We start from the raw sequence: 25,848 nt of genomic DNA, 5'->3' as shown, positions 1-25,848 counted from the left end.
TTATTAGCTTTAGCCAAATAAGCCTTTTAGTTTATCTTTAACCTTGTCCTTGGCTTTCTCTTTTGCTTTTTCTTTGGCATCGTCTAGCTTTTGCTTTGCTTTATCTTTAAGTGCATTGCTTACATCTAGCTTAAAGCCAACGTCATGGAATGGGCCTTTTATTCGCAGTGGGATTTTAAAGCCCGTGCTGTCATCTGTAGTGCCTTGTCCTTCAATTGAATCAACAATACCTGTCACTAACCGATAATCAACATTGGTTTTAGGTAAATCTACATCGCCCTCACCTGTAATACGGATAAGTGGGCTCATCAGGGATAGGTCGTTATTATGTCCCACGCCATTCGTAAAATTAAAGCTACCGGTGAGCGCAGAAAAATCTGTTTGCTCAGATTCTTCAAAGCCCGTATCTAAGCCCTCGCTTACAGCGCCCAAGTTACCTGTAATAAGCTCTTTGCCTTTACGAACCATTTCAGCGATGTTTGCGCCCTTAACAGCCCCATCAGCAAATTCAAAGCCAATCTTGCCGTTTAATCCATCAATAAAGGTTTTTTGACTTTGGCCAGTCGTAGTTAAGTTCCAATTTAATGACCCTTTACCCATAAGTTTATCAAAGCCAGCTGCATCTGTGAGTAACGGTTGCGCGTCTATGTCGGCTAAATCAAAATTTGTGCTTATTTTATACGGTGTTTGCTGCGCATTTATATTAATGACCCCTTTACCGGTGCCCTCATAGGCTTTAAAGCTATCTAAACTTAATTTAGCAACGCTGTTGTTTAAGTCGACTGTCAATTGATTCGCACCGAGCTTAATATCATTCGCTTTTAAACCGCTTGAGCGAATAACTACATTAGCATTAAGTGCATTTAATGCGCTTAAATCAATTTTAGTATCGTCCCAAGCAATCGGCTGTGCGGCTTTAGGTTCTTCGCTTTGCGGCGCTTGCTGCTTGGCTACTGCCTCCGGTAAGTATGGATTTAGATCAAGCATACCTAGGTCTATGTCGGCATTAACCGCTAGTTTATTTCCTAAGTTAACTTCACTTTTACCTTTAATCTCTAATTCATCTAGGGTAGCAATCAGCTCTTCTAGGTTAAACGTATCATTTATAAGGTGCATTTTGCCGTTTACGCTAAACGCATTAAATGTATTTTCTTTGGCGTTTAAGTCTACTCCCTGCCAAGTTGCTAGCTCTTTAACAGAATCACCACTGAGCGCTAACTCACCTTTTATATCTTTTCCTTGTTGCGCAATATTGCCGTTAAAAGTAAGGTCGACCAAGCGAGAGTCTACGCTTTGAGTAACCTCAAACATCGCACCTTCAATAGCCTTTGCTGGCGTATCAAGTTTTACATCTAGCTCAAAGCGCTCTTGCATATATGTAATGCCGCCTTTGATCTCTAATGTTTTACGCAGTGATGGTAATAAAATAGCCAGCTCTAGGTCACTAATTTGCTGTTTAGCGCCAGTTTGCCCATCTAGGTAAGTAAATGTACCGCCGTAAATAGCCACTTCACCTAGCTCTATATCAAAATTCTCTGGTAGCTTAACAGCCTCACCAGATTGAGTTTGCTCTTGCGGCTGCGCTGCTACAGCATCAAACAACTGCCAGTTAGCTTTACCGTTTTTATCGGTTTCTAATAAAATATTGGGCTCGTTAATAACAAACTTATCAAGTTTAAACTCACCACCAAATAACGATAACCAGGGTATATGCACAGCTAATTGCTCCATACTGGCCATGTCGTCGCGCGAGCCTGTCTGCATGTTTGCAAAGTGCACATCGTTAAGCTCTAACTTTAATGCAGGAAATACACTAAGCGTTTTATCACCTTTAATAGTAAGTGTGCGCCCTGTTGTTTTTTCAACCTGTTCAAATACTTTATTAAAAATAGTATCAGTTGGAATTAAAAACGGAGCGGCAATAATTAACGCAATACAAAGTAAGAGTATTACACCAACAATTTTGAGTAAGGTCTTCATGATCATCCTTTCAAACGTGCAAATAATGTTCTTATCATAGCGAGTGTTAGCTTTAAAATCATTGTCGTTGCGACAAAAAAGCTGTTTATTGTAATTTATTTAATTTGAGATGAATTTATGCTTAAAAGTAAACTTTGCGAAATTGGTGACTAAAAGTAAAGCTCATCAAATTTAAATCTAGCCAAGTATTAAGCCCTACAACATTGCATCCCTTGAATTGTTAGGTATGATGCACGGCCCTGTTGCTATTGGCGTATTTGCGCTAAAATAAAGCAGCTAAAAAATGTATCTACTCGGAGACTCTACAAGGCATGAAAAAACTGCTAATTTCACCGTCAAAAATGGCGTTAGGCGAACAAGAAAGTCAAATTTACCAAAACATCTTGAAGCAAGCTTCAGAACTAAGCCTAAACCTAATGGCCGTGAAAGTAGAAAACCACCCAGAGGATTTTTTAGGCTGGTGTTATGAGCTACTAAGTGCAAGTAAAGACCGCATAAATTACGACTTACTAGAGCCAAAACAGCTACCCGTTTTAAAAAAGCTGCACGATCAGCTAACCTCTGCAATTAGCTTTTTACAGCTTAAAACACTACGTGTAGCACCTTGGCCTGTTATTAGTATGTTTGTAGAGCAACATAAAGAACTTATTGCACTGGAAGAACAGCTTCGCCTTACCACGTATTTGCACACCATTCGTGAGCAAGCATTAAAAGACATGATCCCAGAGGATTTACTGGCATTTAGTGGTAAACACACTGCTACGCTCGACCCAAGCACCTATAACTTTGATGTTGAATGGTTTGCATCAACAAAAAGTGCAAAGGGTTTTCATCAAATGCTAGCCGACTTACCTGGCGCGTTTGACGATGCACTTGCTAACATTCCGCTTGAAGGAAATGTGAGCGAAGCTGATTACCAACAGTTTGTTGTTGCTTATTTACTTGCTTTTAACGGCAGTGATGAAAAACCTACCCTTGCCCCAGCTACACGTTTATTAGCAATGCGCCGCCCAGATGTATTTACGCCAATTAGTAATAGCCGTCTTGATGCATTATGCGCAGCTTTAGGTATTACAAAATTAAACAACCGCGACTTTGAGCGCTACTGGCAAGATATAGTACAAAGCATTCATGCTATGTCGTGGTTTAAAATGGCTAGTGGCAGCAATGAACTAGAAGCGCAACTGGTAAGTATAAAAGCGCTATTACCGTGCTTTTTTTACTATGCAGATGCCAACACGGCCGATAACTCAAATTATATTAAGCTATTAAACAAACCTAAACGCAGCACAACAAGTGCGGGAAAACCACAGCGTAGAGGTAAAGAGTCAGCCGAAATACTTGTAGACCGCGCACTTGCAGCCGATGACATACCAGAGCACATTCGCAGTAAACGCGACTCTATAATTAGCGAAGTACAAAAAGGTCGCGGAGTAAACGAAACAATTAGTCTTATGCGCACTATATTTGGCTAATTTTACCTAACCTAACTGTATTTTTCTGGTGCAGTTAGGTTAAATTATGCACCAGCAGTGTGCGTTTCTTTACTATCACCCTCATTCCCTCCTTTTTCGAAAATCCTTTAACATCTTGTTATAAAAGAACAAAAAACCAGTTTCAACCAAATAATTTTGAGCTGGCACATACAGTGCAATTCTATTTCCAGTTAAACAATAAAACGCCGCTAGCCAAAGGGTTGCCAATAAGAGAATAAAAACCTTGGCGAGCAAAAAATCATATAACGGGAAATGGACATGTTAAAACTAAAAAAAACCATCGCTATTAGCGCAATAGCATTAATGGGTGCAACATCTTTAACGTCAACGGCTGTACATGCTGAAGTAACAGCAAACGCAGCGGCTACGTCTAACTACTTATGGCGTGGACAAGAGCAAACTGGGGGCGATGCTGCTATTTCTGGCGGTATTGATTACGCTAACGAGTCGGGCTTTTATGCAGGCACTTGGGTCTCAAATGCATCTTGGGCCGATGAAATGACGTATGAGCTAGACCTATACGCTGGCTTTGGCGGTGATATTAATGAGACAGTTAGCTACGATGTAGGTTACATTTATTACGCTTACCCAGATGCAGCTTCTGAGGCAGATGCTGATTTCTCTGAGATTTACGGTAGCATCAGCACAGGAGGTTTCACCTTTGGTGCGGCAATCCTTGCCACTTCAGCCGCAGATGGTGATGGCACCGACTTTGGCGATTCGCTATACCTAAATGCCGATTACAGCTTTGCTGTGGGCAGTAATGGCACTGAGGTTGCGCTGCACTTAGGCCACTACTCTGGCGACTTTATAGGCGATGATAATATTATTGATTATGGTATCTCTGTATCAAAAGATGGTTTTACTTTTGGCGTATCTGACACCGACATGGATGAGTCAGATGTTAAAGTTTACGTAGGTTACGCGGTAGACTTTACGCTTTAAAACAAAATGTGTTACTTGCTGCAACACTAAGGGCCTTTTGGCCCTTTTCTCGTTTAGGGCAGCCTAAATACCCATAACACCCTCTAAGTTTAGAACTAATGCGCTCTTCCATGTTCACCAGTTAATCAATCACTACCACCATGCTGTTAAATCATTTACCCGTAATGCCAACTCGCTTAATTGACTAATCTACTCTGAGGCAAGAGAAACGTGGCGAAACCTAGCCAAAGTAAGCTATTTAGTTGCTCTAAACCTGAGGCTTTAACGCAGCCAGCTGCCACGTTTAGCCTTGAAGTAATTAAGTATTATTGAGGGTCAGTGTTATACACATTAGCTAAAACAAAAAAGGCCGCACTAAATGCGGCCTACAAGTTAGTAGCTAATCGTTAAAACTTAGCGAGGTTGTTTTTACTGTCTTTATCAACAAGCTTAATGTACGGGTCTACCCCTGCGTACACTGGTTTTTCTTTTACTTTTAGCTCAATAGTATTAGTACCAGAGACTATTTGATGCTTTTGCGAGTAAATAACAAAGTCTTCAGCGAGTAAGTTTTCAGGATCATCGCTAAATAATGCAATATCAATTAGCTCATCGAGTGGTTGCTCAGTCTCTTCACCTTGACCATCGGCATGCTGCTTAGTTGCTTCAACGCTCAGTGTTACTGTATAAAAACCTTTGCTATCAACATCATCTGTAACCGACACTGCTTTCATTTCAAGCTCATAAAGCGTTATGTATTTAAACTGATCATCTATAAAGCGTTGTTCAGCTTGTGTTGCATCTCGCTTTAAATAACTAAGTAAATCAAGTGTGGTTGGGTATGGGGTTGATTGGTATTTAAACTCATTCAAAAACGCTTTAAGTGCGGCATTTAAGCGCTCTTCACCTAAGCGGTCATACAAAGCCATCATCACAACTGAGCCTTTATTATAGTGAAGGTATTGTTGAGCCTGCGTTTTATACAGCGGCATTTCTTCAAAGGCTTCGCCTGTGCGGCCCATTAAATATTTATCTAACTCGTACTTTAAAAATTTACGAAGTTTCTCGGCGCCAAAGCGTTTTTTTAGCACCATAAGTGCGCTGTATTGGGAAAGCGATTCAGAAATAACGGCACTGCCCTCTACATTAGCCCCCGATACTTGATGCCCCCACCATTGGTGCGCAACTTCATGTGCGGTTACATAGTAAGGTAAGTCAACTTTACTCTCATCTCTTAGGTCTGTAATAAAGCCAATACTTTCTGAGTAAGGCACCGTATTGGCAAAACTTTGCGCAAACGAGCGGTACTTAGGAAACTCAATAATACGTAACTGCTTATGCTGATATGGTCCAAAGGCTTGCGTGTAGTAATCTAGTGAGTCTTGTACCGACTCAATCATACGGTCAACATTCCATGCATGATCTTTATGGTAGTACACCTCAATATTTACACCGTTGTGCTCAACCTTTTTGCTTTCAAGCTCTGCCGAAAGCACAGAATAAAAGTTTAAAATAGGGGCATCCATTTCATAAACAAAAGTACGTCGTCCGTCTTTTACACTCTCACTTTTTAAGTAGCCGGGTGTAATAGCAAATTGCGACTCATCGGTGGTTACCATGGCTCTGTAGTTTATAAACCCATTAGCAGGCCCAAACTCATTTTGCGTATAAAAACGGCTGTCTTCTAGTTTATGTGCGCGTTCAAGTTCGGGTAAATCATGCTTACGGCGCTCATATTTATCGGCAATTTGATAATACTTTTGATAACCAAAACGCGGTAGTAATTCTCTATTATTTATAAAAGTACCGTTATGCACGAGCTGAGTATCCGATCTTCTATCAACAAAACCGTCGTGTTCACGAATAACAGACAGCTCTCCTTCGCGCACTTCGTTAGGCATTAGTGGTTGTTCAAACTCAAACCATACCATGCCAAAATCGGTTAAACGCTCAACTATTTTCCCACCTGCCATTTTTACATTCCAGCTTTTAGATTGGCTAGGCTCGTTAATTAACACACGGGTTATTGGCTCGTTTGCGGTATTGGTAAACTTAATTTTAGCCACGGCATTTAAAGCACGTTTTTTAGGATAAATATCAATGTGTAAATCAACATCAGTTATTATAGGCAGTGGCAAGTCTTTGTATTGTGAGAACTCTTGCTCATACCTTACTTGTAGCGCTTCGTTATCATCACTTGTTACAAACTCATTGATTACACGGGTGTTGTAATAAATGTTATAACCTGCGCCCACAAATACCAATAAACTTATAACCGCTGCAATCTGGCCTTTTAAAGACATGTTGTAACGCACTAAAGATAAACGCGTACGCAATGTTTGCGATGGGCCGCGATGCCATAAAGCAAACCCTACAATAGCTAAAAACACACTCAATGCACCCCAATATAAGGTATACCAATGTGCGCCTTGTAAAAAATGCCCGTAACCGTTTATATCAGAATACGGTACGCTGCTGCTTTGTGAAAAATGATACATATGATGCTCAAACCCGTAAGCACCCATTACCATTTGAGCAATGTAATACAAAATAAACAAGCCCATACCTATGTATTTATTAGGGCTAATTATTTGTAAAAAGAACGCCAAAATAGCCATCATAATTAAAGGTAGTAATGTAAGGTAGCCTAACCTAAATAAGTACTGGCCAAGCTCTAGGTTAAATTGCCCCTTAAATAGCTGCACTGCAATGGTAAACATCATGCCTACTAAATAAAGGCCACAAACTGCAGTGATTAGCGCAATAATTTTAGATACCCAAAACACACTGTTATGCACCGGGTAGCTGTCAACAATATCGCCCATACCACTGTGACGTTCTCGCCAAACCAGCTCTGCGCTGTAATAAGCAATAATAATAAACATAAATATAGCGGAGGCGTTTTGAATAATGCCCACCATGTTTTGTGTGAGCGGCCAATCTGTTGTGCCATATGCGCCAATAGGCGCAAAAAGTGGTGCGAGTAACGTAATAATACTGACACCCGCTAAAATCATAAAAGGAGCACTTAATATAACCTGCTTAAGCTCAAATAAGCTGCGCATTACTAATTGCGATTGCGTATTGATCCCTTTTGACTTGTAGTTTTTTGCGCTGCTAATAAGTGCTGCTTGTTTATTTTTTACAAACGTAGAAACAGCAAATTGCTTTTTCTGCTTTTTAGTGACTACGCGATTACCTAACTTTCCGAGGCCAAAAAACATCGCTAAGCTTAGTGCTACCCATAAAATACGGTTAATTAAAAAATCGCCCGAGAGCGTTAACACTTCCGTATTTTTATCACTTACAGTCCAGTAACGGGTTAAGTCAATTAACGACCCTGTGCCAAATGGGTCTGCGTAAACAACAATATTTCTAAACGCTAAATCATCAAAATAGATACTCGCCAATTGGTAACTTATGTAGATCAGCACGGCCGTTACATATACCGCCATCATAGTTTTAAAATAAACCGCCACACTATTAAAAATAGCACTGAGGACCAATAAACTTGGCACGGCTAAATATAAAAAAGGCGCAGCGTAATATATAAACTTATTAGGGCCTACTAGCTCACTATCAAGCCAGCCAACCAACAAACCAAATTGAGATCCTAAAAACACGCCTAATGGCACAGTTAAAAAAACAACGAGCACAACCAAGTAAGCACCAAAAAAGCGCCCTGATTGATAAGCAAGCGGGTTAACGGGCTTACTAAACACCAGCTCATCCATTTTGGTCTCACTATTGCGAATCGCAGAGCTTGCAACAAAGTTAACCACTAAAAACATAGCAAGCGTACAAAAGGTAACCGTTAAAACCATAATGGTATAAGGCGAGTTCATATGAACATTAGCCCCGCCTAACGGAAACTTACTACTGGAGCTTATAAAAAATGCCATAAAAAAGAAGATTAATGAGGTCACATAAAACGAAGGCTGACGCACAAAATAGCGCAGCTCAAACGCGAGCATATTAAAAAACATAGCGCCCCCTTATGCTACTTGGCTATTACGGTGATTAAGCAACGTAGAAAAGTACACGTCTTCTAGGTTTGCACTGCTGAGCTCAAAACCATCTGGGGCTTCATTGGCTAATACATGTAATATGGTTTGCCCAGCAAATAAGCGTTTTGAAATAACAGGCAGTTGCGGTTCAATCTCTAGTGCTTCTTCTTGGCTCATGGCTTTGCGCCAAATTTGTCCTTGGAGTTTATCGGTAAGGGCTATTGGGTTGCCCTCTAATAATATTTTGCCGCCGGCCAGTACGGCCATGTTTGGGCAAAGCTCTGCTACATCTTCAACAATGTGGGTCGATAATATAACGACTTTTTGCTCACCTAAGCTTACTAATAGGTTATGAAAACGATTTCGCTCTTCAGGGTCTAACCCTGCGGTGGGTTCATCAACGATTAGTAAGTCAGGGTCGCCAAGTAAGGCTTGTGCAATACCAAAACGTTGGCGCATACCGCCCGAAAAGCCACTTACGGCTTTTGAGCGATGTTGATATAAATTAGTATGTGCAAGCAGGCCTTCCACCGACTCTTTACGCTCGCCTTTGTTATGAATGCCCTTTAAAACAGCCATATGATCTAGCAAGTCGTAAGCACTAACGCGAGGGTAAACACCAAAATCTTGCGGTAGATAACCCAAACGTTGACGTAGAGCCTGTGGGTCTTTAAAAACATCAATACCATCAAAAGTGATTGAACCCGCATCGGCAGATTGCAACGTGGAAATAGTGCGCATAAGTGACGATTTACCCGCGCCATTTGGCCCAAGCAACCCAAACATCCCTTTTCCTATTGATAAATCAACACCTTGTAGTGCATGTACGCCATTATCGTAGGTTTTAGATAACCCTGTTATTGATAGCATTTTTACTTCCTTGAATTTTAATAGTTTTTTTATTGCGCTTTTTATACCACATTAAAAAAAGGAACATAAGTTACACCACGGTTAATTTTGTAACAATAAATAAACAAAGGATATTACTTGCCTCGCATTTATTCAGTCGGTATAAAAACCAAACACACACTTTATAAGAAGCGTAAAGCCATGCAAAAACATCAAAGCCAGCCACTAAACGACTTTATAGAATACCCTCACGATGAAATGCTAAAACGTGCAAACGAATTTTTACAAACCAGCCAGCGCCGCCATAGTATTCGCAGCTTTAGCGACCGACCAGTCCCTAAAAATATAATTGAAGCATGTATAAAAGCAGCAGGCACCGCGCCTAGTGGAGCAAACCACCAACCCTGGCACTTTGTGGCTATAAACAGTATCGATGTAAAAAAACAAATAAGAGAGGCCGCCGAAAAACTAGAGCGTTCTTTTTACGAAGGCAGAGCAGGAGAAGAGTGGCTTGATGCACTAAAGCCATTAGGTACCGACGCCAATAAACCCTATTTAGAACACGCGCCTTGGCTTATTGCAGTGTTTAGTCAAAAAAAAGGCGGTGTGAATACGGATGATAAAAACACCAATTATTATGTGCATGAATCAGTAGGGCTGGCGACTGGTTTTTTGATACAAGCACTGCACCGTAGTGGTTTAGCAACACTGACTCATACTCCAAAACCAATGAGCTTTTTAACCGATATATGTAAACGCGACAAAGACAACGAACGCCCTTACATGTTGCTTATTGCAGGCTACCCCGCTGACGATGCAACTGTACCTACCCATGCACTTGATAAAAAGTCGCTTGATGAGATTGCCACTTTTATTTAAAGCAAATTACTCAGCCGTATTTTGCTTACAAAACCATTCGTATAGTAACGTAATAATCGACTCAACTTTTGGGTCGATTAACGAATAATAAATAGTATGTCCATCCCGGCGGGTTGCCACTAGCTGGGCTTTACGTAAACTCGCTAAATGCTGAGATAAAGCAGACTGCGCCAGCGGAACATTTTGATTTAACTCTCCTACACTTTGTTCACCTTTTAATAAACTGCATAAAATCATTAAACGGTTTTTATTTGCCATCAATTTTAAAAATTGCTCTGCCTGCTGAGCGTTTACTGCAAGTTGTTCAATATTCATTGTGATGCTTAGTTATTTTGCGTGTTTTAATTATAGACTTTTATATTAGTAAGTTCTAATATAATTAACATTAGACAATGCTAATATTAAGGTCATCCATGAAAATAAGTGACGCCATACTCTTAATTGGCGGTAGTGCCGTTACAATCTCTGTGCTTTTAAGCTACTTTGTTGATAGTAACTTTCAATTTTTAACGTTATTCATTGGCATTAACCTCGTGCAATCAGCCTTCACTAAGTGGTGCCCGTTAATGTCTTTTTTGCGAAAAAGAGGATTTACAGACTAATGCTTACATCAATTCCTGATTTACTAAAAATTATCACACCTAACCAACGCCGTATTGATGCAGCGCAAGCAAAGCAAGAGCTTGAACAAAATAAAGGGCTGCTTATTGATGTGCGAGAACCTGCAGAGCATGCTACAAAAGCAGCAACTGGCGCTATAAATATTCCACGTGGATTACTAGAGATGAAGCTGATGGAAATAGAAAAAGACGCAGGGCGCCCTATTTACTTACATTGTGCCAGCGGTGCCCGCGCCACATTAGGTGCAGAAGCGCTAACTCGCGTTGGATACAAAAACGTAACGGTTATAACCTGTAACGCAACGCAAGTAAGTGAAGTTTTTTAACGGCTTCATAAAAAAGTAACCTAAATTGCCTACACTTTGCTTTTTACACTTAACAGGTACAAAGCAATGGCATTTACACGGAGAAGTTTTTTAAAAGCATCGGCAGCAGGGTTTGGCGCTGCCGTATTATCACTTGGTTTAACAGGTTGCAGGCTTGATGATAATGACGACACACCTGTTAGCTTTGATCACGGTGTCGCCAGCGGCGACCCGCTTAGCGATAGCTTAATTATTTGGACCCGTGTAACCCCACTCGATGTAACAACTAAATCATTAAAAGTACAGTGGCAAGCTGCCACGGATAAAGGCTTTACTAATATTGTGCACGATGGCGAAGCAAACATAAGTGACACCACCGACTTTACCCTTAAAGTTGATTTACAAGGGCTCGATGCCAATACCGTTTATTACTATCGTTTTAATGCACACGGTAAAACTTCCCCTGTCGGGCAAGGTAAAACACTTCCTGTTGGTGAAATTGATCAAGTGAAGCTAGCCGTTGTATCGTGCGCAAATTACCCTGCAGGGTATTTTCATGTGTATGGCGAAATTGCTAAGCAAAGCGATTTGGATGCAGTACTGCACTTAGGTGATTACATATACGAATATAGCAATACTGGCTATGCAACCGAAGACGCAGCACAATTAGACCGACTCCTCCCCCTTGATAACAGCAGTGAAATTATAGCGCTTACCGATTACAGAAAGCGCTATGCAAATTATCGTCTCGATGCCGACTTACAAGCAGCCCATAGCCACTGTGCATTTATAACGGTGTGGGACGACCACGAAATAACCAACGATACATGGCGCGAAGGCGCAGAAAACCATAACGAAGGTGAAGGTGAATTTAGCCAACGTAAGCTTAATGCGCTACAGGCTTACTTTGAGTGGATGCCAATTCGTAATGTAGCCGATAAAAAACGGATTTACCGCCGCTTTGAGTTTGGTAACTTAGTTTCTTTATACATGCTAGATACCCGTGTATTAGCGCGTGATGAGCAGCTTAGCTATAGCGATTTTGACCTAACCTCGCCTGCCGGTCAAAGCGCATTTGCTGCAGCAATAAGCGCGAGCGACCGTGCATTATTAGGCAATGAGCAACTTACTTGGCTCAGCGACGCCATCACTACATCAAGCACTCAGTGGCAAGTATTAGGGCAACAAGTATTGATGACCAAAATGCACTTACCTGTAGAGGTAATGCTGCTACTAGCCAGCTTACAAAGTACACAAGCAAATGGTGGCGATCCTAGTGCTTTACTCGCACAGGCCAATGTATTATTTGCTGAACTGGCGCAAATTAAAGGCCGAGTAATAGCGGGTGACCCAAGTGTAACAGAGGCAGAACTAGCCCGTATTCAAACCACCATACCGTATAACCTTGATGCGTGGGATGGTTACGCCTACGAGCGAGAGGTGTTATTAGGCACCGCTATTGCAGCACAAAAAAACCTAGTAGTTTTAGCCGGAGATACTCATAACGGCTGGGCAGGAGAGCTTAAAACTGATGCCAATAACCCTATTGCAGCCTCGCAAAATGCCGGGGTAGAATTTGCAACGGCATCGGTTTCATCACCAGGGCTTGAAAAGTATTTAGCGCTAAACACACAAGATGCGCAAACCGTAGCGCAAATAGAGCAAGTAATTGCCTTATTAATTGATGACCTTGCTTATAATAATTTAGTGGAGCGCGGCTATTTAACCGTTACATTCACACCTACAAAAGCCAGTGCTAAATGGAACTATATAAGCACAATTAAAGCGCGCGAATATCAGGTTGTAGAAAGCCGTAGTAAAGAGCTAAGCATGCTTGCGGGGCAAGCTCAATTACAAAGCGTTTAACGCTTCGCCTCTAAAGCAGCCAAACGCGTATCTATTCGCTCTACCACCTCAACTAAGCGGGCAAGTAATGCTTGGTTGAGGTGATCTTCAGCAAACTCTTCCATTTTAGGTGCTTGCGCAGCTAAGTTATCTTTTTGCTGAAGTATGGCTTCTCTAAACTCACTGGCATTTTCAACACCCAGTAATGATACCAATGCACCATGGCCTGATTGCCCGGCAGTTTCAAAGCTTAACCGATATAAGCCAAAAAAGCGCATAAGCGGCCCTTGGCTCAGCCCAACATCGGTTATTTTTTCAAGCGGTATCGATTTTTCTTCTTTAAATAAAATACCGCGTTTAACCACCAACTTTTGCGTGAGTAATTGCGCCGACATAGCGGCCAATATTTTACCTGCCACCAGCCAAACAATAATTAACACCACAGGTATAAGTGGAATGGTCACTAATGCAACGGCACTAAAAAAGCATGCCATGGTCATCCAGTATTGTTTCACTTTGGGATCAAAGCTGGCACTTTTTAAAATAGGGTTGCTCATTTTTTTATCCTCATTCCCATTTTATTAATCTAATCAAACGTATGCCTTTATTTAACTTACGTGAACAACGGCTTCAATGCAATTTAGCCACTAACATTCAAATAAACTTTCACACACTCTCTTACAAACACCAACAGTAAATATAGCTACACTAAAGCCTATTAGTTTTGAGATGCACTTTAATTGTCTCAGCAATTTATCTTTTTACTTATTTAACACCTAAGGCTTTTAATGAACACTTATATTAAAAACTCAATACGGATATTGGTTGGCACTCTTACACTTTGCAGTATTGCTGTACAAGCTGAGTCGCAGTTTTCTTTAGGGGGCGGCGTTATTTCTACCAGCTCACCTTATGCCGGCACTGACAGTGAAACGCTATTTTTACCTATTATTACCTACGAAGGTGAAAGGCTTAGTTTTAAAGGTTTGTCACTTGATTATAAATTAGTGGAGCAGCAAGGTTTTAACTGGTCATTAGTTTTAGAGCCAGGTGATAACTTTGATACATCAGATTCAGACCTTGCAGCCATAAAAGCCTTAGACGATAGAAAACTGTCTCTTTATGCTGGCACACAGGTTAGCTACACTGCAAGCTTTGGTAAAATAAGCGCCAGTGCGACTCATGATGTAATAGGCCACGGTGATGGCGCTAAATTTAAAACCAATTACAGTTACCCTATTAAATTATCTAAACAGCTAATGCTCGTTCCTTCTGTGGGTGTTGAGCTAAATAGCAGTGATGTATCTAACTACTATTATGGTGTAGCACAGGGCGAATCTACTACCTATGCGCCTTACGAACTTAGCTCTACGGTTAACTACAATGCGGGTTTATTTTTAATGTATTACATTAATAAAAACTGGAACGTAAATGCCATGGTTAACTATAAGCAGCTCGATTCTGATATTGAAGACTCACCCATTATTGATACCGATAGCACCACGACTGTTATGATGTCGGTTAACTATCGTTTTTAATATCTCTTTTGTTAGGTGTTAATTAGGTATTAAAAAAGCCGAGCATACAGGGCTATGCTCGGCTTAGGTTTGGGAAAATATAACCGCTACTGCTTATTAATGAGTATGCTCACATTTTCTCTATCTGGGCCTATTACATTAAACGTGTAGATACCTTGCTCGGTAATGCTCAGTGCTATATTGGCACCTACCGCTTCAAGTGGTGTTACTTCATTAATTACCACTACTGGCATATCGCCTGCTCCACCGTAATCAACGGTACTCCAATCTTCAGACGCTACTTTAAATTCGTAGTCGCCCGCTTCTAACTCTATGGATGTAGAGTAAACCGCATCACCCTCGTACATCAGTGGGTTATCAGTACTCCAGTCATTTAAACTACCGCGAATAAACACCGGTGTTTGTGCAAACATTTCGCCGTTGAGTACTTTAAGCGATACGTTATTTAAATCACTGGCGTCAAATATAAATTGGTATTCACCTTGCTCGGCAATGTCTATGGTCATATTTGCGCCCGCAACCGACAACTGCTCAGCGGTGCCAACCATTACACTGGCATCACCCTCAGCCGAGCCATAATCAACCGTGCTCCAATCTTCAGACGCTACTTTAAATTCATAGCTTGCAGCGCTCAGTGTTTTAGTAAAGGTGTAAATGCCTTTATAACTTAGCTCATCGGTTACTCCCCAATCATTAAGCGTACCGCGCACATAAATAGCAGTGCCTACAAATGGCTCTTCATTATATAAGGTAAGCGTTGGGTTTTCTGGGTTTGAAGCATCAAGCGAAAATACATAGGTTGCATCAATGGCAGCAATAAATGTCATGTTTGCACCTGAGCGTGTTAATGGCTCACTTTGATTTTCAACTACCTCTTTATCAGCATCAGAAAGCGCACCAAAATCAACAGTAGACCAATCTTCTGAGGCAATTTTAAATTCGTAGTCGCCAGCGCTTAGTGCAATTGCTATACGGTATTCACCCTCGCCAATATATTCAAATGCATCACGTGTGCCCCAGTCGTTTAAAGTTCCGCGCACAAACACAGCGGTGCTGCCATAAGGTACTACATCAGGCGCGCCTACGGTTGCATTTGCACTTAAACCAACACCTTGGCTCTCACCTTGGTTTTTAGTAAAAACAGCTAGTGTGTAAGGCGGTACTGTAAATGTGCCTTCGTTATCGCCTTGGGCAAAATTAGCGCTGGCCATACTTGGATCAACACTGTTTTTTAATACGTCGTGTAATTCAAAACCCGCTGCGGTGGTAATAGTATGGCTAAGGGTTTGCTCGGTTGCGTTAATCACCACTACAAGCGCGTCAAATGCTGGGTCTAAGTCTGTGAGTCCTTCTCCATCATCAATGCTCATTACAATTAAGCCATGTTGCTGGTTTTTACCCACATTGTGAAATCCGACACGGTCGATAACATCTTGCTCTGTGGTTAATCTAAATAGTGGACTTGCGCTGCGAATAGCCAAGAATTCTTGAAATACATCACCTGCATAAGCTATGTCTTGCGGCATTGCCTGTGCATCTGGATTAGCAGAGATAGGCATAATTTCAGACCATTTTTCTTGGTTCTTCTCTGCATTTGGTAAACCAATGTTCCAGTTATTATTCTCTTTGGTTAAATCAACAGCATTAAACCAATCACCGGCATTATAGCTATCACGATCCATTGACTTTGAACGTAGTAAATCAGCGCCCAATTGCATAAATGGAATGCCTTGGCTCATAAGTGGAATAGACAATGCCATGTTGTGCGCGCGCACACGTTGCTCAATACTCATGCTTGATGCATGTTTGTATTGCAGCTGATCCCACAGTGTTTCGTTATCGTGTTTTGATACGTAATGAATGCTATCCGCTGGGTCTAGTGCATACGCCGTTGGCTGAGTGTTCCAAGTAAAGCTATTGCCTTTAGATGAATTACCTTTAAAGTCTTTTAAAATGTAGTTTTGTAAATTACCCGCAAGCGACAAACGTAAAGTATCTTGCTCTGCTAAATTGCCATCTGTTGCGCTATTACTAAATAATGCCCCGCCGCGAATGGCTTCACGAATACGGTCGTTAAATGTACCCACCTCTGAGCCTGCCATATCAGCCTGTTTAGCTTGTGTGAATAAACGATTGTTAGCTACTTCACCAAAGTCCCAGCCTTCACCATAAAAATAGTTATCAGGGTCGACTGCTTGTACTGCTTCACGCGCAGCTAATATTGATGATTTAGGCATATGCCCCATAACATCAAATCTAAAACTGTCGTAGCCAAATTCACGCGCTAAAATAACCAGTGAATCAGTAACAAACTTATCCATCATTACATGCTCTGTAGCTGTGTTTTCACAACAGGTTGAGCGCTCTATTTCACCACTTACTTCGTTATAGCGATGGTAGTAACCCGGTACTAGCTTATCAAATACCGACTTATCCCAAATACCCGATGATGTTGTGTGGTTATAAACCACATCCAGTACAACACGAAGCCCTACTTCTTGCAGTGATTGCACCATAGCGCGGGTTTCTTTAACGCGGGCAATGCCCTCTGGGCTTGAGGCGTACGAGCCTTCAGGCGCTATAAAGTAATGCGGATCGTAACCCCAGTTAAAGCCATCTAAATCACGCATCGCACTGGCTAATGCTTGTGCATCGTCTGAGCCAGGTAGGTAACTTTGCATAATATCGACAATGGTGCTGTTTTTATCTTCGATTTTACATGCATCAGCTTCATCGTTAATACGCTCACATAATTTACCTAAGGTGTCTGTAATTTCCACACGCTGTGAGGCATCCTCTTCAATGGTGCCAATATCAGTCACTGGCAGTAAATGAAAGTGTGTTAAGCCTTTATCTGCTAATTGCTTAATGTGCTGCATTGGCACGCTTTCAAGCTCAGTGAATGCAAGGTATTTACCGCGGTTTGCTTCGCTTACTGACTGGTCGCGCACACTAAAATCACGTACGTGGCCTTCATAAATGACCGCATCTTCTGGGTTAGTAATAGTAGGCACAATACGCTCATCCCAGCCTTCTGGCTTAGTGTCATCATCGGCTAAATTAATCATCTGGCTGTACAAACCATTGCTAGATACATTAAGTGAGTAAGGGTCTGTACTCCAAAGCGACTCTATTTGCTGAGTCAGTGGGTGGTAAACATCAAAATTAAAGCGGTAGTAGTGGCGGTCATATTGCATATCTAAACTTGCCTGCCAAATACCCGTCTGTGTATTTAATGTCATTGGTACAGAGTGCACTTGTGTTTTTGCATCATCAAACACGTTTAGCACCATTTTATTAGCGGTGGGTGCCCACACAGTGACATCAATCGCGTTATTGCCATAAGTTACGCCAAGTACAGCTTCGTTAGCATCGTCTTCGCCTTGTGTGTAAAGGGCATCGAGTGCTTTAGCGGTTTGCACATAGCTTGCTTCTAGCAGCTTACCTTCACTATCGTAGCCGGTAATAACAAGCTGCGATTTTATAAGCGCTTTAGCCGTGCTTGTATCCCAACTTCCTTCGTAAGCGTTCCAAGTGGTTAAATGCGGTACTTTTGCCGCTTGCTCATCAGTTAAACTGCTTGATTGCAGCGTAACAATATCGCCGTTTAAACCAGTATCAATATCCACTTCAAGCTGCGCCGTGGCTGATGAATGCAACTTAATTAGGCTTGTAAGCTCGTTACTTGGTTTATACAAAATAGTATTTAAATCAATCCAATGCGCTGAAGCACCTGTTATAGCAACTGCGCGTTCGCCCAAACTTAAAATAGGGTATTCAAACACCGAAGGCTCACCATGAATGGTAAAGTTCATACGTTGAAAGGTTTCATCGTCTTGCATCAACGGCATAGTTAAATCCACATCACCAAACGCTTTACCTGACCCTTCTGTACCAATATGAATAATAAAATTGGCACATTCGTTATAACCCTCTTTAAGGTTAATTATCCAGTACGCACCGTAGTTAGGGTCAATACCATCGTACTCGTGGCCGTTAGCCCAATCGCTGGTGTCAAACGGGGGTGCATAAGCATCGCATATCTCGTTATTCCACGAATGTAATCGGTAGCCTTCGTAATTGTCATCGGCTAAGCGGTTGTAAAATAAAACCGCCTCTCCTTCCCCTGCAAATACCACAGGGTCTGGGAGGGTTGGGTCGGCGCCAACCACACAGCTTTCGTTATTTTCATCAGGTACTGTAGGTGCAGGGCAGGATATAGGTTCGGGATCGACACATTGTGTCCCCGCTTCATTAGGCACTTGCGGCACATTACAAGTAAGTAATGGTTCACCAGATTCAACATCATCTGTTCCACCACACGCTGCTAATAGCATTAACGCTAACGTTATTAGCAAATATTTAGGCATAGTTATAATTTTCATTTTTAAACGCTCCGTTTGCTAATTAATGACTGTATGTAAAACCAAGGTAGAACTGACGACCAAAGTACTGAGTCGTCCCTGTTCGCTGCTGCGACCCAAAGTAACTTTGGGTTGGTTCATCGGTTAAGTTATTAACTTGCAAAAGCATGGTTAGCGAGTCGCTAAAGCGATAAGAGGTTTGAAAGTCGACTACGGTTTCGGCATCAAAATTAACCACTTGCTCGTTAATGGCAACCTGCTCTGATACAAACTCATCGCGGTAACGCACATTAAGGCGGGTTTCAAAATCATCTAAAGCATAAAACACCGTAGCATTAAGCACGTTATTAGACAGCCCAGGTAAAGATTGCGCTAATGTGTCGCCCCCTAAACTGGTAATCGATTCAATTTCACTCTCGGTGTACGAGTAACTTGCATTAGCACCTAAGCCATTAAATGGCGAAGGCAAAAAGCTAAACACTTGCGTATACGCAAGCTCTAGCCCTCTAATGTAGCCACCTTCACCGTTATTAACTGCCGTGGTGTAAATACCGTTAGTTGTGGCAACTTGCTCGCCACTAACAGGGTCTTCTATTGAGTCAGGTACGTTAAAGCCGTTGCCTTTAAAGTCAAAGTTTTCGATTGATAAGGTTTCAACAAACGAGTCTATATTTTTATAAAATAACGCCGCAGCGATGGTGCCGTTACCTTCTTCAAAATAATATTCGTAAGATAAGTCGTATTGGTCGGCATAAAAGGGTTTTAAAAATGGGTTATTAGTACTTGAACCATTAATAACACCATCGTCACTCACATTTGCACTGGCATCGCCCGCTAAGCGGTTAATTGGCGCACGCGACATTACTTTAGCCGCAGCAAAGCGTACAAGTGAATTATCGTTAAGTTGCAGGTTTAAATTTAATGACGGTAAGTAGTCGGTGTATTTAGTGCCTAATACATTAGGCGCGTATAAATCATTTACAATGCCGTTCTCATCAACAATATTTTGCGCACCTAAGCGCGCATCGCCTGCTACGTTCTCTAGCACCGTTGCTGATTGATCGGTTTCAACGCGGCGCACACCCACATTGCCCGATAAGTCGAGCCCCCCTATTTGCGTGTTAATGTTTACCATAACGTACGCAGCTAGCACATCTTCAAACACCGAGCCGCTTTGCAGTACTGACCACGAATAGTTAGTTGTGTAACCTTGCGCGTCGTCTACGCCATCGGCGTTGCCCCATGTTTGAACCGGCTCTGGCGTGCCATCTGGAAACCACGCGTTAAGTGCTTTGTCTAAATCAATGGCTAAATACGACGGGAAATAACTAAATTCACCTTGCCAATCAACCACTGACGCCATATCGTCGGTTAAGCGCAAAGGGGGTTGCGTTGTTGAAAACGCCCCATCGTTACCGTACTCAAATACCGAGCGTTTACGGCTGTACTCTCTATCTGAGTAGCGCGCCCCAAACTCTACTGAGCTAAATATGTCGCTTTCTAGCTCGTATTTAAAGTCGAGCCTAAATGCCGTTACTTCATCTTCTGTTTGATCTGGGTAAATACCATATTTACTGACCATCACACGGTCTATATCACTAAAGGCGGCCGCCTGATTAAACCCAACGTCAGGTAAATTTAAGCCATTTAATTGATAGTTTATTGCTACGTTGTTATCAAATACTGGCGTTTCTGCATTGGCATCTTCTGCTACTAGGCTCCACAGTAAGCCATTTCTAAAGTTACTTTTTGCGCGAGAAAGCGACACATCGGCATTTACGTTTAGTCTATCGGTTACCTGCCAATCGGCATTCACGCCAAAGCTGTCTACTTCGTCAAAGTCTTGGTTGTCGTCGTTCACTATTTCAACGCGGGTATAACTTTGCGAAGTACGGTTAACCGCTGCGCCTATTACGGCATTACCATCAAGCTGAGCGTTAGCGTATGCAGCTGTTGGCCCGCCTAATTTAACCCTCAGGCCGCGAGCAAATGACTCTTTATCAAAGCGCGATAAAAACGCATCACCTTTTAATTTAAAGTTATCTACCGGCGCCCACTCTATAGCTGCTAAGTAACCATTACGGGTTTCTTCGCCGCCTAAATGCTGTAGCTCAAAGCCTTCGCTAATGTATTCGTTTTCTGGGTTAGCTAAAGGGCCATTGGTATCGTTAGCTGCGCCATCAACGTCTTTTGTGTCGTTGTACGCAAGGCCAATAAACTGCGTTGCTACACTTGGCTGAAACAAACGCGCATAGCCCAGCGCTACGCCTAATGTGTCGTCTAGGTATTTGCCTTGATACGAAAAACTAATTCGGTCGTCAAATTCAGTGGCATCCGATACCTCAGAGGCGCGGTCGTTATACATACCGCGCACATTAGCTACAAATTTATGCGTTTGATCATTATTAAGTGGGCTGGCGGTTTCAAGCTCTACGGTACCGGCCACGCCACCTTCAATAAGCGATGCCTTGGGCGATTTATATACCGCCGCAGAGCTAATTAATTCTGACGGATATTGGTCAAACTCAATACTGCGGCTACCACTTGTAGATACTTGCTCACGGCCATTAAGTGTTGAAAATACAAACCCGCCCGACAGCCCGCGTATATTAATTTGCGCCGCTTGCCCGCCCGTTCGTACCGCTGAAATACCAGGTAATCGTGTAAGTGCATCGGCCATTGAAATATCAGGCAGTGCCCCTAAATCATCGGCAGAAATTTGTTCTGACACCGTATCGCTAAAACGCTTTTGATTTAAAGATTGGATTAAACTGCGACTAAAGCCTCGCACTTCAATAATTTCTAAATCTTCAACTTCTGTGTCGGGTGATTGATTTGTTGAGTTTTCGTTTGCAGCCAATGCACTATTAGCGGCAAATAAAGCCAGCATAAGTGCACTTAGTTTAAACTTGTCCATGTGTGTGAACCTTTGAGTTATTATTGTCAGGTGTTGCTGTGTTGTTTAAAACACAACCAAAAAATTGTAACTAAAAGGTGAACTTATTGTGATGAATACGTATGCAGGGCATGAGGGTTAGGCTGCACGGAGCATAGAGGCACGCGCCCCTGCATCGGGAACGCGATTTAAAGGCTTAGCACCACTTTTATCGCAAGGGCAATAAATACGACTCCCAGTATTTTATCAAGCCACGGACTTTGCTTGGTAAAACCAAAGCGATTTTTTGAAACCTCTGTCAGTAACGCCACCAGCAAATACCAGCCGGTATCAATTACAAACACGGTTAAACACATAATTATACCCACGTTTAAAGTAAGTAGCTGAGGGTCAATAAATTGCGAGAACAAGGCTAAAAAGAAAATAGCGAGCTTGGGGTTTAAAAACGCAATAGCAAAGCCATCTTGTAAAGCTTGGCCAGCACTTACTTCACTTTTTTGTACTTCAAGTTCGTTATTGCTGGGTTTTGCTAGCAATATTTTTATACCTAAATATGCCAAATAGGCTGCGCCTAAATACACCAGTATTTGATAAACAGTCGGAAACTGCATCATTAAAGCGCCTAGCCCTAATAACGATGCACCTGCGTATAACCCAACACCAGTACCATGGCTGAGCGCGGCAAGCATTCCGTTTTTCATACTGCCGTTAAGTGAGTGCTTTAAAACCACCGCTAAACTTGGCCCTGGCGACATTGCGCCCATCATACAAATAGCCGCTAGGCTTAACCATACTGTAAATGTCATTTAAAACTCTTCATTTTCAATAAGTAATGTATAACCATGCACTTTCCCATAAAAGCCTGTCAATGGCACTGCGTTTACTACTTTCCAGCCATCTTGGTTTAATTCCTGTATGCGGTCATTCAGTGCGGCTATATCTACGCCACCCAAAAAACGGGTCTTTCTAAATTCGATTACTTTTTGCATTTTAATCCTTGTGTATTTTATACCAATTCGCTTATTTAAGTGATCTTTTTTGAGGACGGAAAAACGTGTTGATAGCTAGGCAAAAAATTCGCTACTTAGTTGTTCTAAATGAGAATTTTTTAACGCAGGTACCGACACGTTAGGCCCGCAAAATGATTAAGTAATATTGCGGATTGGTATTATAAGGTGTATTCAAAATCGTAGTAGTGAATCCCTTGCTCAATACGTATTTTCATACTGCCCGTTAACCCTTCTAGCTCATGGGTGCCTGAGTCGGGAATTACATTTAAAATTAGGCTGTCTTGACCTTTATCCATTGTACCAAAATGCTGTAGTACAAAGCTGCCTTTTTTACCTTCAAGCTCGCCTATTACTTGCTCTATGGCAACATAACCAGCACTGCCCTGCGTAGGAGTCATGGCGCTTAGCATTTCGCCTTGGCTGGTGGCATTTAAGCTACCTTTAAATGTTTTATCTATCGACATACGCCCTAAATTAACGCCGTTTTGGCCGCTTGCGTAGCCTTCTATAGGGGCTAGGTTTACATTAAATTCTCCACTTACGGTTGCAGTAGTCATAACGTTTCCTTATTGATGCTAATGTTTAAAAGTATTGATTTTTATTATCTTAGTGCCATATCTATACCTTAACCTTTAAAAAGAATCCACTATGTCAAAAACAAGCCCTAAGCCCGAAAAAGCCGCTTTTAGTAGTTTATTACCTATTTTTGCGTTTATTAAACCGTATAAATGGATTGTAGTGGCGGCACTTGGCGCCCTTTTAGTCACCGCTGGTGTTAACTTATCATTAGGGCAAGGCGTTAAATTTGTCATAGATCATGGTTTTATTGCAGGCTCCCAAGCACAGTTGCAACACGCTGTATTAGTGCTTATTGGTTTAATTAGTTTATTGGCCGTGGGCACCTTTAGCCGCTTTTATTTAATGTCGTGGATTGGCGAACGCGTTAGTAACGATATTCGCAAAGCGGTGTTTAATCGCATTGTTACCTTGCACCCAAGCTACTTTGAAGAAAACCGCAGTGGCGAGCTGATGTCGCGTTTAACAACCGACACCACCTTGCTGCAATCGATTATTGGCTCATCGTTTTCTATGGCGCTGCGCAGTGCATTAATGTTGGTGGGCGGCTTGGTAATGCTGTTAGTGACTAACTTAAAGCTTACCCTTGTCGTTGTTGCGTGTGTACCGCTGGTATTAGTGCCGATGATGGTATTTGGCAAAAAGGTTCGCAAACTTGCAAGTTCTAGCCAAGATGCAATAGCCGACATAAGCACCTATGCCGGCGAGATCATTCAAAACATAAAAGTAGTACAAAGTTATAGCCACGAACAGCGTGAGCAACACGCCTTTGCTCAAGAAACAGAAAAAGCCTTTAACGTTGCCAAAAGCCGTATTAAGCAGCGCTCTTTTTTAATTGCCGCGGTAATATTTTTAACCTTTAGTGCGATTAGCGTTATGCTCTGGGTAGGCGGTAGTGACGTATTAGCAGGTACAATGACTGGCGGTGAGCTAGGAGCATTTGTGTTTTACGCAATTATGGTGGCCATGTCGGTGGCTACCGTTGCCGAGGTTTACGGCGAGCTTCAACGAGCTGCTGGGGCGGCAGCGCGCCTACTTGAATTACTGGCCGTTAAAAGTGAAATTAAAAATCCAGAAAACCCGCAAGACGCTCAGCTACAAAATAACGTAGGTTTGCCTGCAATCTCGCTTGAAAATATTAGCTTTAATTATCCGTCTCGCCCTGATGTCAGTGCACTTAACAAAATAAGCTTAAGCATTTCGCAAGGTCAAACAGTGGCTATTGTTGGCCCCTCTGGCGCTGGTAAAACAACTTTATTTGAGCTACTTCAGCGCTTTTACGACCCAGCTAGTGGCACAATAAAATTTCACGATATTGATATCAAGTCACTCTCTTTAAACACCCTACGCGATAAAATGGGCATGGTGGCACAAAACCCTATTTTATTTAGTTCAGATGTAATGCATAACATTCGTTACGGCAACCCAAATGCCACTGACGAGCAAGTATACGCCGCTGCAAAACATGCCCATGCTGATGAGTTTATTAAACAATTACCGCAAGGCTATAACAGTTTTTTAGGTGAGCAAGGCGTAAGGCTTTCGGGTGGGCAAAAGCAGCGTATTGTATTGGCACGCGCTATTTTAAAAGATCCTGAAATACTGCTTTTAGATGAAGCCACCAGTGCACTCGATGCTCAAAGTGAGCACCACGTTCAAGCCGCGCTTGAGCATTTAATGCAAAATAGAACAACGTTAATTATTGCCCATAGGCTGGCAACGGTTAAACATGCCGATGTGATTGTAGTAATGGAAAATGGGGAAATAAAAGCAACGGGGAGCCACCAGCAATTGCTAGCAAGCTCCCCTTTGTATCAGCGTCTTTGTGAATTGCAGTTCAACAAACACTAACCTTCTGTGTTTGGCACTATTTGAATTTCTACACGGCGGTTTTGAGCTCGGCCGTTGGCGCTATCGTTAGTGGCTATTGGGCGGGTTTCGCCATAGCCTGTAGTGCTAATACGTGCAGCCATAATTTGCTGGTTCACTAAGTAATTTTTAACGCTTTGCGCACGCTCGCGCGACAAGTTCATGTTGTAGCTATCTTTACCTGTGCTATCTGTGTGACCTTCTACGCTTAAGTAGGTTTTTTCGTATTTGTTCATTACTTTAGCAATGGCGTTTAGGGTATCGTTAAAACCTGATGAAATATAAGATTGGTCTGTCGCAAAGGTAATGTTAGATGGCATAACTAAACGTAAGTTATCGCCCTCACGTACAACTTCTACCCCTGAGCCTGCTAGTTCATCACGAAACGCTTCTTCTTGCTTATCCATATAATCACCTACAGCAGCACCAGCTAGTGCGCCAATAGCTGCACCAATAAAGATACGCTTGTCTTTATGATTACCCGTTGCTTTACCTAATACGCCACCCGCAGCGGCACCAATTGCGGCGCCCTTGCCTGTGTTGTTCATTTCGCAACCGCTTAGCAATACAGCTACTACGGTTACGCTTAAAAGTGATTTAGTTAAAGTCATGTGATGTCCTATTCATTAAGAATTATAAAACGAGTATGCAAATACATGTATGAACAAACTATGAAGAGCATGTTAAAAG

At 42.0% G+C, this 25,848-nt stretch carries 19 protein-coding genes; 8 read left to right on the top strand and 11 right to left on the bottom strand.

What is annotated here, in order from left to right; translation table 11 throughout:
• Nucleotides 1-9: 9 nt before the first annotated feature.
• A complete protein-coding gene (locus CWC16_RS07080; RefSeq protein ID WP_138541030.1) occupies nt 10-1,980 on the bottom strand; it encodes an AsmA family protein in 1,971 nt (656 codons plus the stop codon).
• Between the two features lie 311 nt (nt 1,981-2,291).
• Between CWC16_RS07080 and CWC16_RS07075 the strand changes: the two genes are divergently transcribed.
• Entirely contained in the window at nt 2,292-3,455 is a 1,164-nt protein-coding gene (locus CWC16_RS07075; RefSeq protein WP_138541029.1) for a hypothetical protein, read from the top strand.
• A 279-nt stretch (nt 3,456-3,734) separates the two neighbouring features.
• Nucleotides 3,735-4,421 (top strand): TorF family putative porin, encoded by a 687-nt coding sequence (locus CWC16_RS07070; protein WP_138541028.1) that lies wholly within the window; start codon nt 3,735-3,737, stop codon nt 4,419-4,421.
• Nucleotides 4,422-4,807: 386 nt separating this feature from the next.
• On the opposite strand, the gene CWC16_RS07065 is transcribed toward CWC16_RS07070, so the two are convergent.
• Nucleotides 4,808-8,386 carry an ABC transporter permease/M1 family aminopeptidase gene (locus CWC16_RS07065; protein WP_138541027.1) on the bottom strand — a complete coding sequence of 1,193 codons (3,579 nt, stop codon included), beginning with the start codon at nt 8,384-8,386 and terminating at the stop codon, nt 4,808-4,810.
• A gap of 9 nt (nt 8,387-8,395) precedes the next feature.
• Nucleotides 8,396-9,277: an ABC transporter ATP-binding protein gene (locus tag CWC16_RS07060; RefSeq protein WP_138541026.1), complete on the bottom strand. Its 882-nt coding sequence runs from the start codon at nt 9,275-9,277 to the stop codon at nt 8,396-8,398.
• A 180-nt stretch (nt 9,278-9,457) separates the two neighbouring features.
• Here CWC16_RS07060 and CWC16_RS07055 point away from each other — a divergent pair, with 180 nt between their 5' ends.
• On the top strand, nt 9,458-10,135 hold the full coding sequence (locus CWC16_RS07055) for a nitroreductase family protein (protein WP_138541025.1): 678 nt from the start codon (nt 9,458-9,460) through the stop codon (nt 10,133-10,135).
• Nucleotides 10,136-10,141: 6 nt separating this feature from the next.
• On the opposite strand, the gene CWC16_RS07050 is transcribed toward CWC16_RS07055, so the two are convergent.
• The gene (locus CWC16_RS07050) at nt 10,142-10,450 is read right to left on the bottom strand and encodes an ArsR/SmtB family transcription factor (RefSeq protein WP_138541024.1); all 309 of its coding nucleotides are present in this window, start codon (nt 10,448-10,450) and stop codon (nt 10,142-10,144) included.
• Between the two features lie 77 nt (nt 10,451-10,527).
• Between CWC16_RS07050 and CWC16_RS07045 the strand changes: the two genes are divergently transcribed.
• From CWC16_RS07045 to CWC16_RS07035, 3 genes are all read left to right on the top strand, one after another.
• Nucleotides 10,528-10,737, top strand: coding sequence for a YgaP family membrane protein (locus CWC16_RS07045; RefSeq protein ID WP_349665939.1), 210 nt, complete (start codon nt 10,528-10,530; stop codon nt 10,735-10,737).
• The gene (locus CWC16_RS07040; protein ID WP_055017957.1) at nt 10,737-11,081 is read left to right on the top strand and encodes a rhodanese-like domain-containing protein; all 345 of its coding nucleotides are present in this window, start codon (nt 10,737-10,739) and stop codon (nt 11,079-11,081) included. Before CWC16_RS07045 ends, CWC16_RS07040 begins: the two co-directional genes overlap by 1 nt.
• Before the next feature lie 66 nt (nt 11,082-11,147).
• The gene (locus CWC16_RS07035) at nt 11,148-12,926 is read left to right on the top strand and encodes an alkaline phosphatase D family protein (protein WP_138541023.1); all 1,779 of its coding nucleotides are present in this window, start codon (nt 11,148-11,150) and stop codon (nt 12,924-12,926) included.
• Here CWC16_RS07035 and CWC16_RS07030 read toward each other — a convergent pair.
• Nucleotides 12,923-13,462 (bottom strand): PH domain-containing protein, encoded by a 540-nt coding sequence (locus CWC16_RS07030; protein ID WP_138541022.1) that lies wholly within the window; start codon nt 13,460-13,462, stop codon nt 12,923-12,925. The genes CWC16_RS07035 and CWC16_RS07030 overlap by 4 nt on opposite strands.
• Before the next feature lie 231 nt (nt 13,463-13,693).
• On the opposite strand from CWC16_RS07030, the gene CWC16_RS07025 reads away from it, so the two are divergent.
• Nucleotides 13,694-14,443, top strand: coding sequence for a MipA/OmpV family protein (locus CWC16_RS07025; protein WP_138541021.1), 750 nt, complete (start codon nt 13,694-13,696; stop codon nt 14,441-14,443).
• A gap of 86 nt (nt 14,444-14,529) precedes the next feature.
• Here the strand turns inward: CWC16_RS07025 and CWC16_RS07020 are convergent, their stop codons facing one another.
• From CWC16_RS07020 to CWC16_RS07000, 5 genes are all read right to left on the bottom strand, one after another.
• The gene (locus tag CWC16_RS07020) at nt 14,530-18,828 is read right to left on the bottom strand and encodes an alpha-1,6-glucosidase domain-containing protein (protein ID WP_138541020.1); all 4,299 of its coding nucleotides are present in this window, start codon (nt 18,826-18,828) and stop codon (nt 14,530-14,532) included.
• A 22-nt stretch (nt 18,829-18,850) separates the two neighbouring features.
• Complete coding sequence (locus CWC16_RS07015; protein WP_138541019.1) at nt 18,851-21,724, bottom strand: TonB-dependent receptor; 2,874 nt, start codon at nt 21,722-21,724, stop codon at nt 18,851-18,853.
• 167 nt (nt 21,725-21,891) lie between these two features.
• Nucleotides 21,892-22,509, bottom strand: a complete 618-nt coding sequence (locus CWC16_RS07010) for a LysE family translocator (protein ID WP_138541018.1) — start codon at nt 22,507-22,509, stop codon at nt 21,892-21,894.
• A complete protein-coding gene (locus CWC16_RS07005) occupies nt 22,510-22,692 on the bottom strand; it encodes a hypothetical protein (protein ID WP_055017961.1) in 183 nt (60 codons plus the stop codon).
• A gap of 179 nt (nt 22,693-22,871) precedes the next feature.
• On the bottom strand, nt 22,872-23,270 hold the full coding sequence (locus CWC16_RS07000) for a DUF3224 domain-containing protein (protein ID WP_004587550.1): 399 nt from the start codon (nt 23,268-23,270) through the stop codon (nt 22,872-22,874).
• A gap of 91 nt (nt 23,271-23,361) precedes the next feature.
• Here CWC16_RS07000 and CWC16_RS06995 point away from each other — a divergent pair, with 91 nt between their 5' ends.
• Nucleotides 23,362-25,140, top strand: a complete 1,779-nt coding sequence (locus CWC16_RS06995) for an ABC transporter transmembrane domain-containing protein (protein WP_138541017.1) — start codon at nt 23,362-23,364, stop codon at nt 25,138-25,140.
• Here the strand turns inward: CWC16_RS06995 and CWC16_RS06990 are convergent.
• Nucleotides 25,137-25,769: a YiaD family glycine zipper/OmpA-like lipoprotein gene (locus CWC16_RS06990; RefSeq protein WP_004587548.1), complete on the bottom strand. Its 633-nt coding sequence runs from the start codon at nt 25,767-25,769 to the stop codon at nt 25,137-25,139. The genes CWC16_RS06995 and CWC16_RS06990 overlap by 4 nt on opposite strands.
• Nucleotides 25,770-25,848 lie beyond the last annotated feature (79 nt).

The organism is Pseudoalteromonas sp. S3776, assembly GCF_005886915.1.
Lineage (GTDB): Bacteria > Pseudomonadota > Gammaproteobacteria > Enterobacterales > Alteromonadaceae > Pseudoalteromonas.
The sequence above is the reverse complement of the archived record's forward strand: the minus strand, read 5'-3'. Positions and strand labels throughout refer to the sequence as shown.

Coding starts and splice junctions, on each gene's coding strand:
- CWC16_RS07060 (WP_138541026.1), bottom strand. CDS start 9,277: ATGCTATCAATAACAGGGTTATCTAAAACCTACGATAATGGCGTACAT.
- CWC16_RS07010 (WP_138541018.1), bottom strand. CDS start 22,509: ATGACATTTACAGTATGGTTAAGCCTAGCGGCTATTTGTATGATGGGC.
- CWC16_RS07030 (WP_138541022.1), bottom strand. CDS start 13,462: ATGAGCAACCCTATTTTAAAAAGTGCCAGCTTTGATCCCAAAGTGAAA.
- CWC16_RS07000 (WP_004587550.1), bottom strand. CDS start 23,270: ATGACTACTGCAACCGTAAGTGGAGAATTTAATGTAAACCTAGCCCCT.
- CWC16_RS07075 (WP_138541029.1), top strand. CDS start 2,292: ATGAAAAAACTGCTAATTTCACCGTCAAAAATGGCGTTAGGCGAACAA.
- CWC16_RS07020 (WP_138541020.1), bottom strand. CDS start 18,828: ATGAAAATTATAACTATGCCTAAATATTTGCTAATAACGTTAGCGTTA.
- CWC16_RS07035 (WP_138541023.1), top strand. CDS start 11,148: ATGGCATTTACACGGAGAAGTTTTTTAAAAGCATCGGCAGCAGGGTTT.
- CWC16_RS07040 (WP_055017957.1), top strand. CDS start 10,737: ATGCTTACATCAATTCCTGATTTACTAAAAATTATCACACCTAACCAA.
- CWC16_RS07065 (WP_138541027.1), bottom strand. CDS start 8,386: ATGTTTTTTAATATGCTCGCGTTTGAGCTGCGCTATTTTGTGCGTCAG.
- CWC16_RS07015 (WP_138541019.1), bottom strand. CDS start 21,724: ATGGACAAGTTTAAACTAAGTGCACTTATGCTGGCTTTATTTGCCGCT.
- CWC16_RS07070 (WP_138541028.1), top strand. CDS start 3,735: ATGTTAAAACTAAAAAAAACCATCGCTATTAGCGCAATAGCATTAATG.
- CWC16_RS07025 (WP_138541021.1), top strand. CDS start 13,694: ATGAACACTTATATTAAAAACTCAATACGGATATTGGTTGGCACTCTT.
- CWC16_RS06995 (WP_138541017.1), top strand. CDS start 23,362: ATGTCAAAAACAAGCCCTAAGCCCGAAAAAGCCGCTTTTAGTAGTTTA.
- CWC16_RS07045 (WP_349665939.1), top strand. CDS start 10,528: ATGCTAATATTAAGGTCATCCATGAAAATAAGTGACGCCATACTCTTA.
- CWC16_RS07055 (WP_138541025.1), top strand. CDS start 9,458: ATGCAAAAACATCAAAGCCAGCCACTAAACGACTTTATAGAATACCCT.
- CWC16_RS07050 (WP_138541024.1), bottom strand. CDS start 10,450: ATGAATATTGAACAACTTGCAGTAAACGCTCAGCAGGCAGAGCAATTT.
- CWC16_RS07080 (WP_138541030.1), bottom strand. CDS start 1,980: ATGAAGACCTTACTCAAAATTGTTGGTGTAATACTCTTACTTTGTATT.
- CWC16_RS07005 (WP_055017961.1), bottom strand. CDS start 22,692: ATGCAAAAAGTAATCGAATTTAGAAAGACCCGTTTTTTGGGTGGCGTA.
- CWC16_RS06990 (WP_004587548.1), bottom strand. CDS start 25,769: ATGACTTTAACTAAATCACTTTTAAGCGTAACCGTAGTAGCTGTATTG.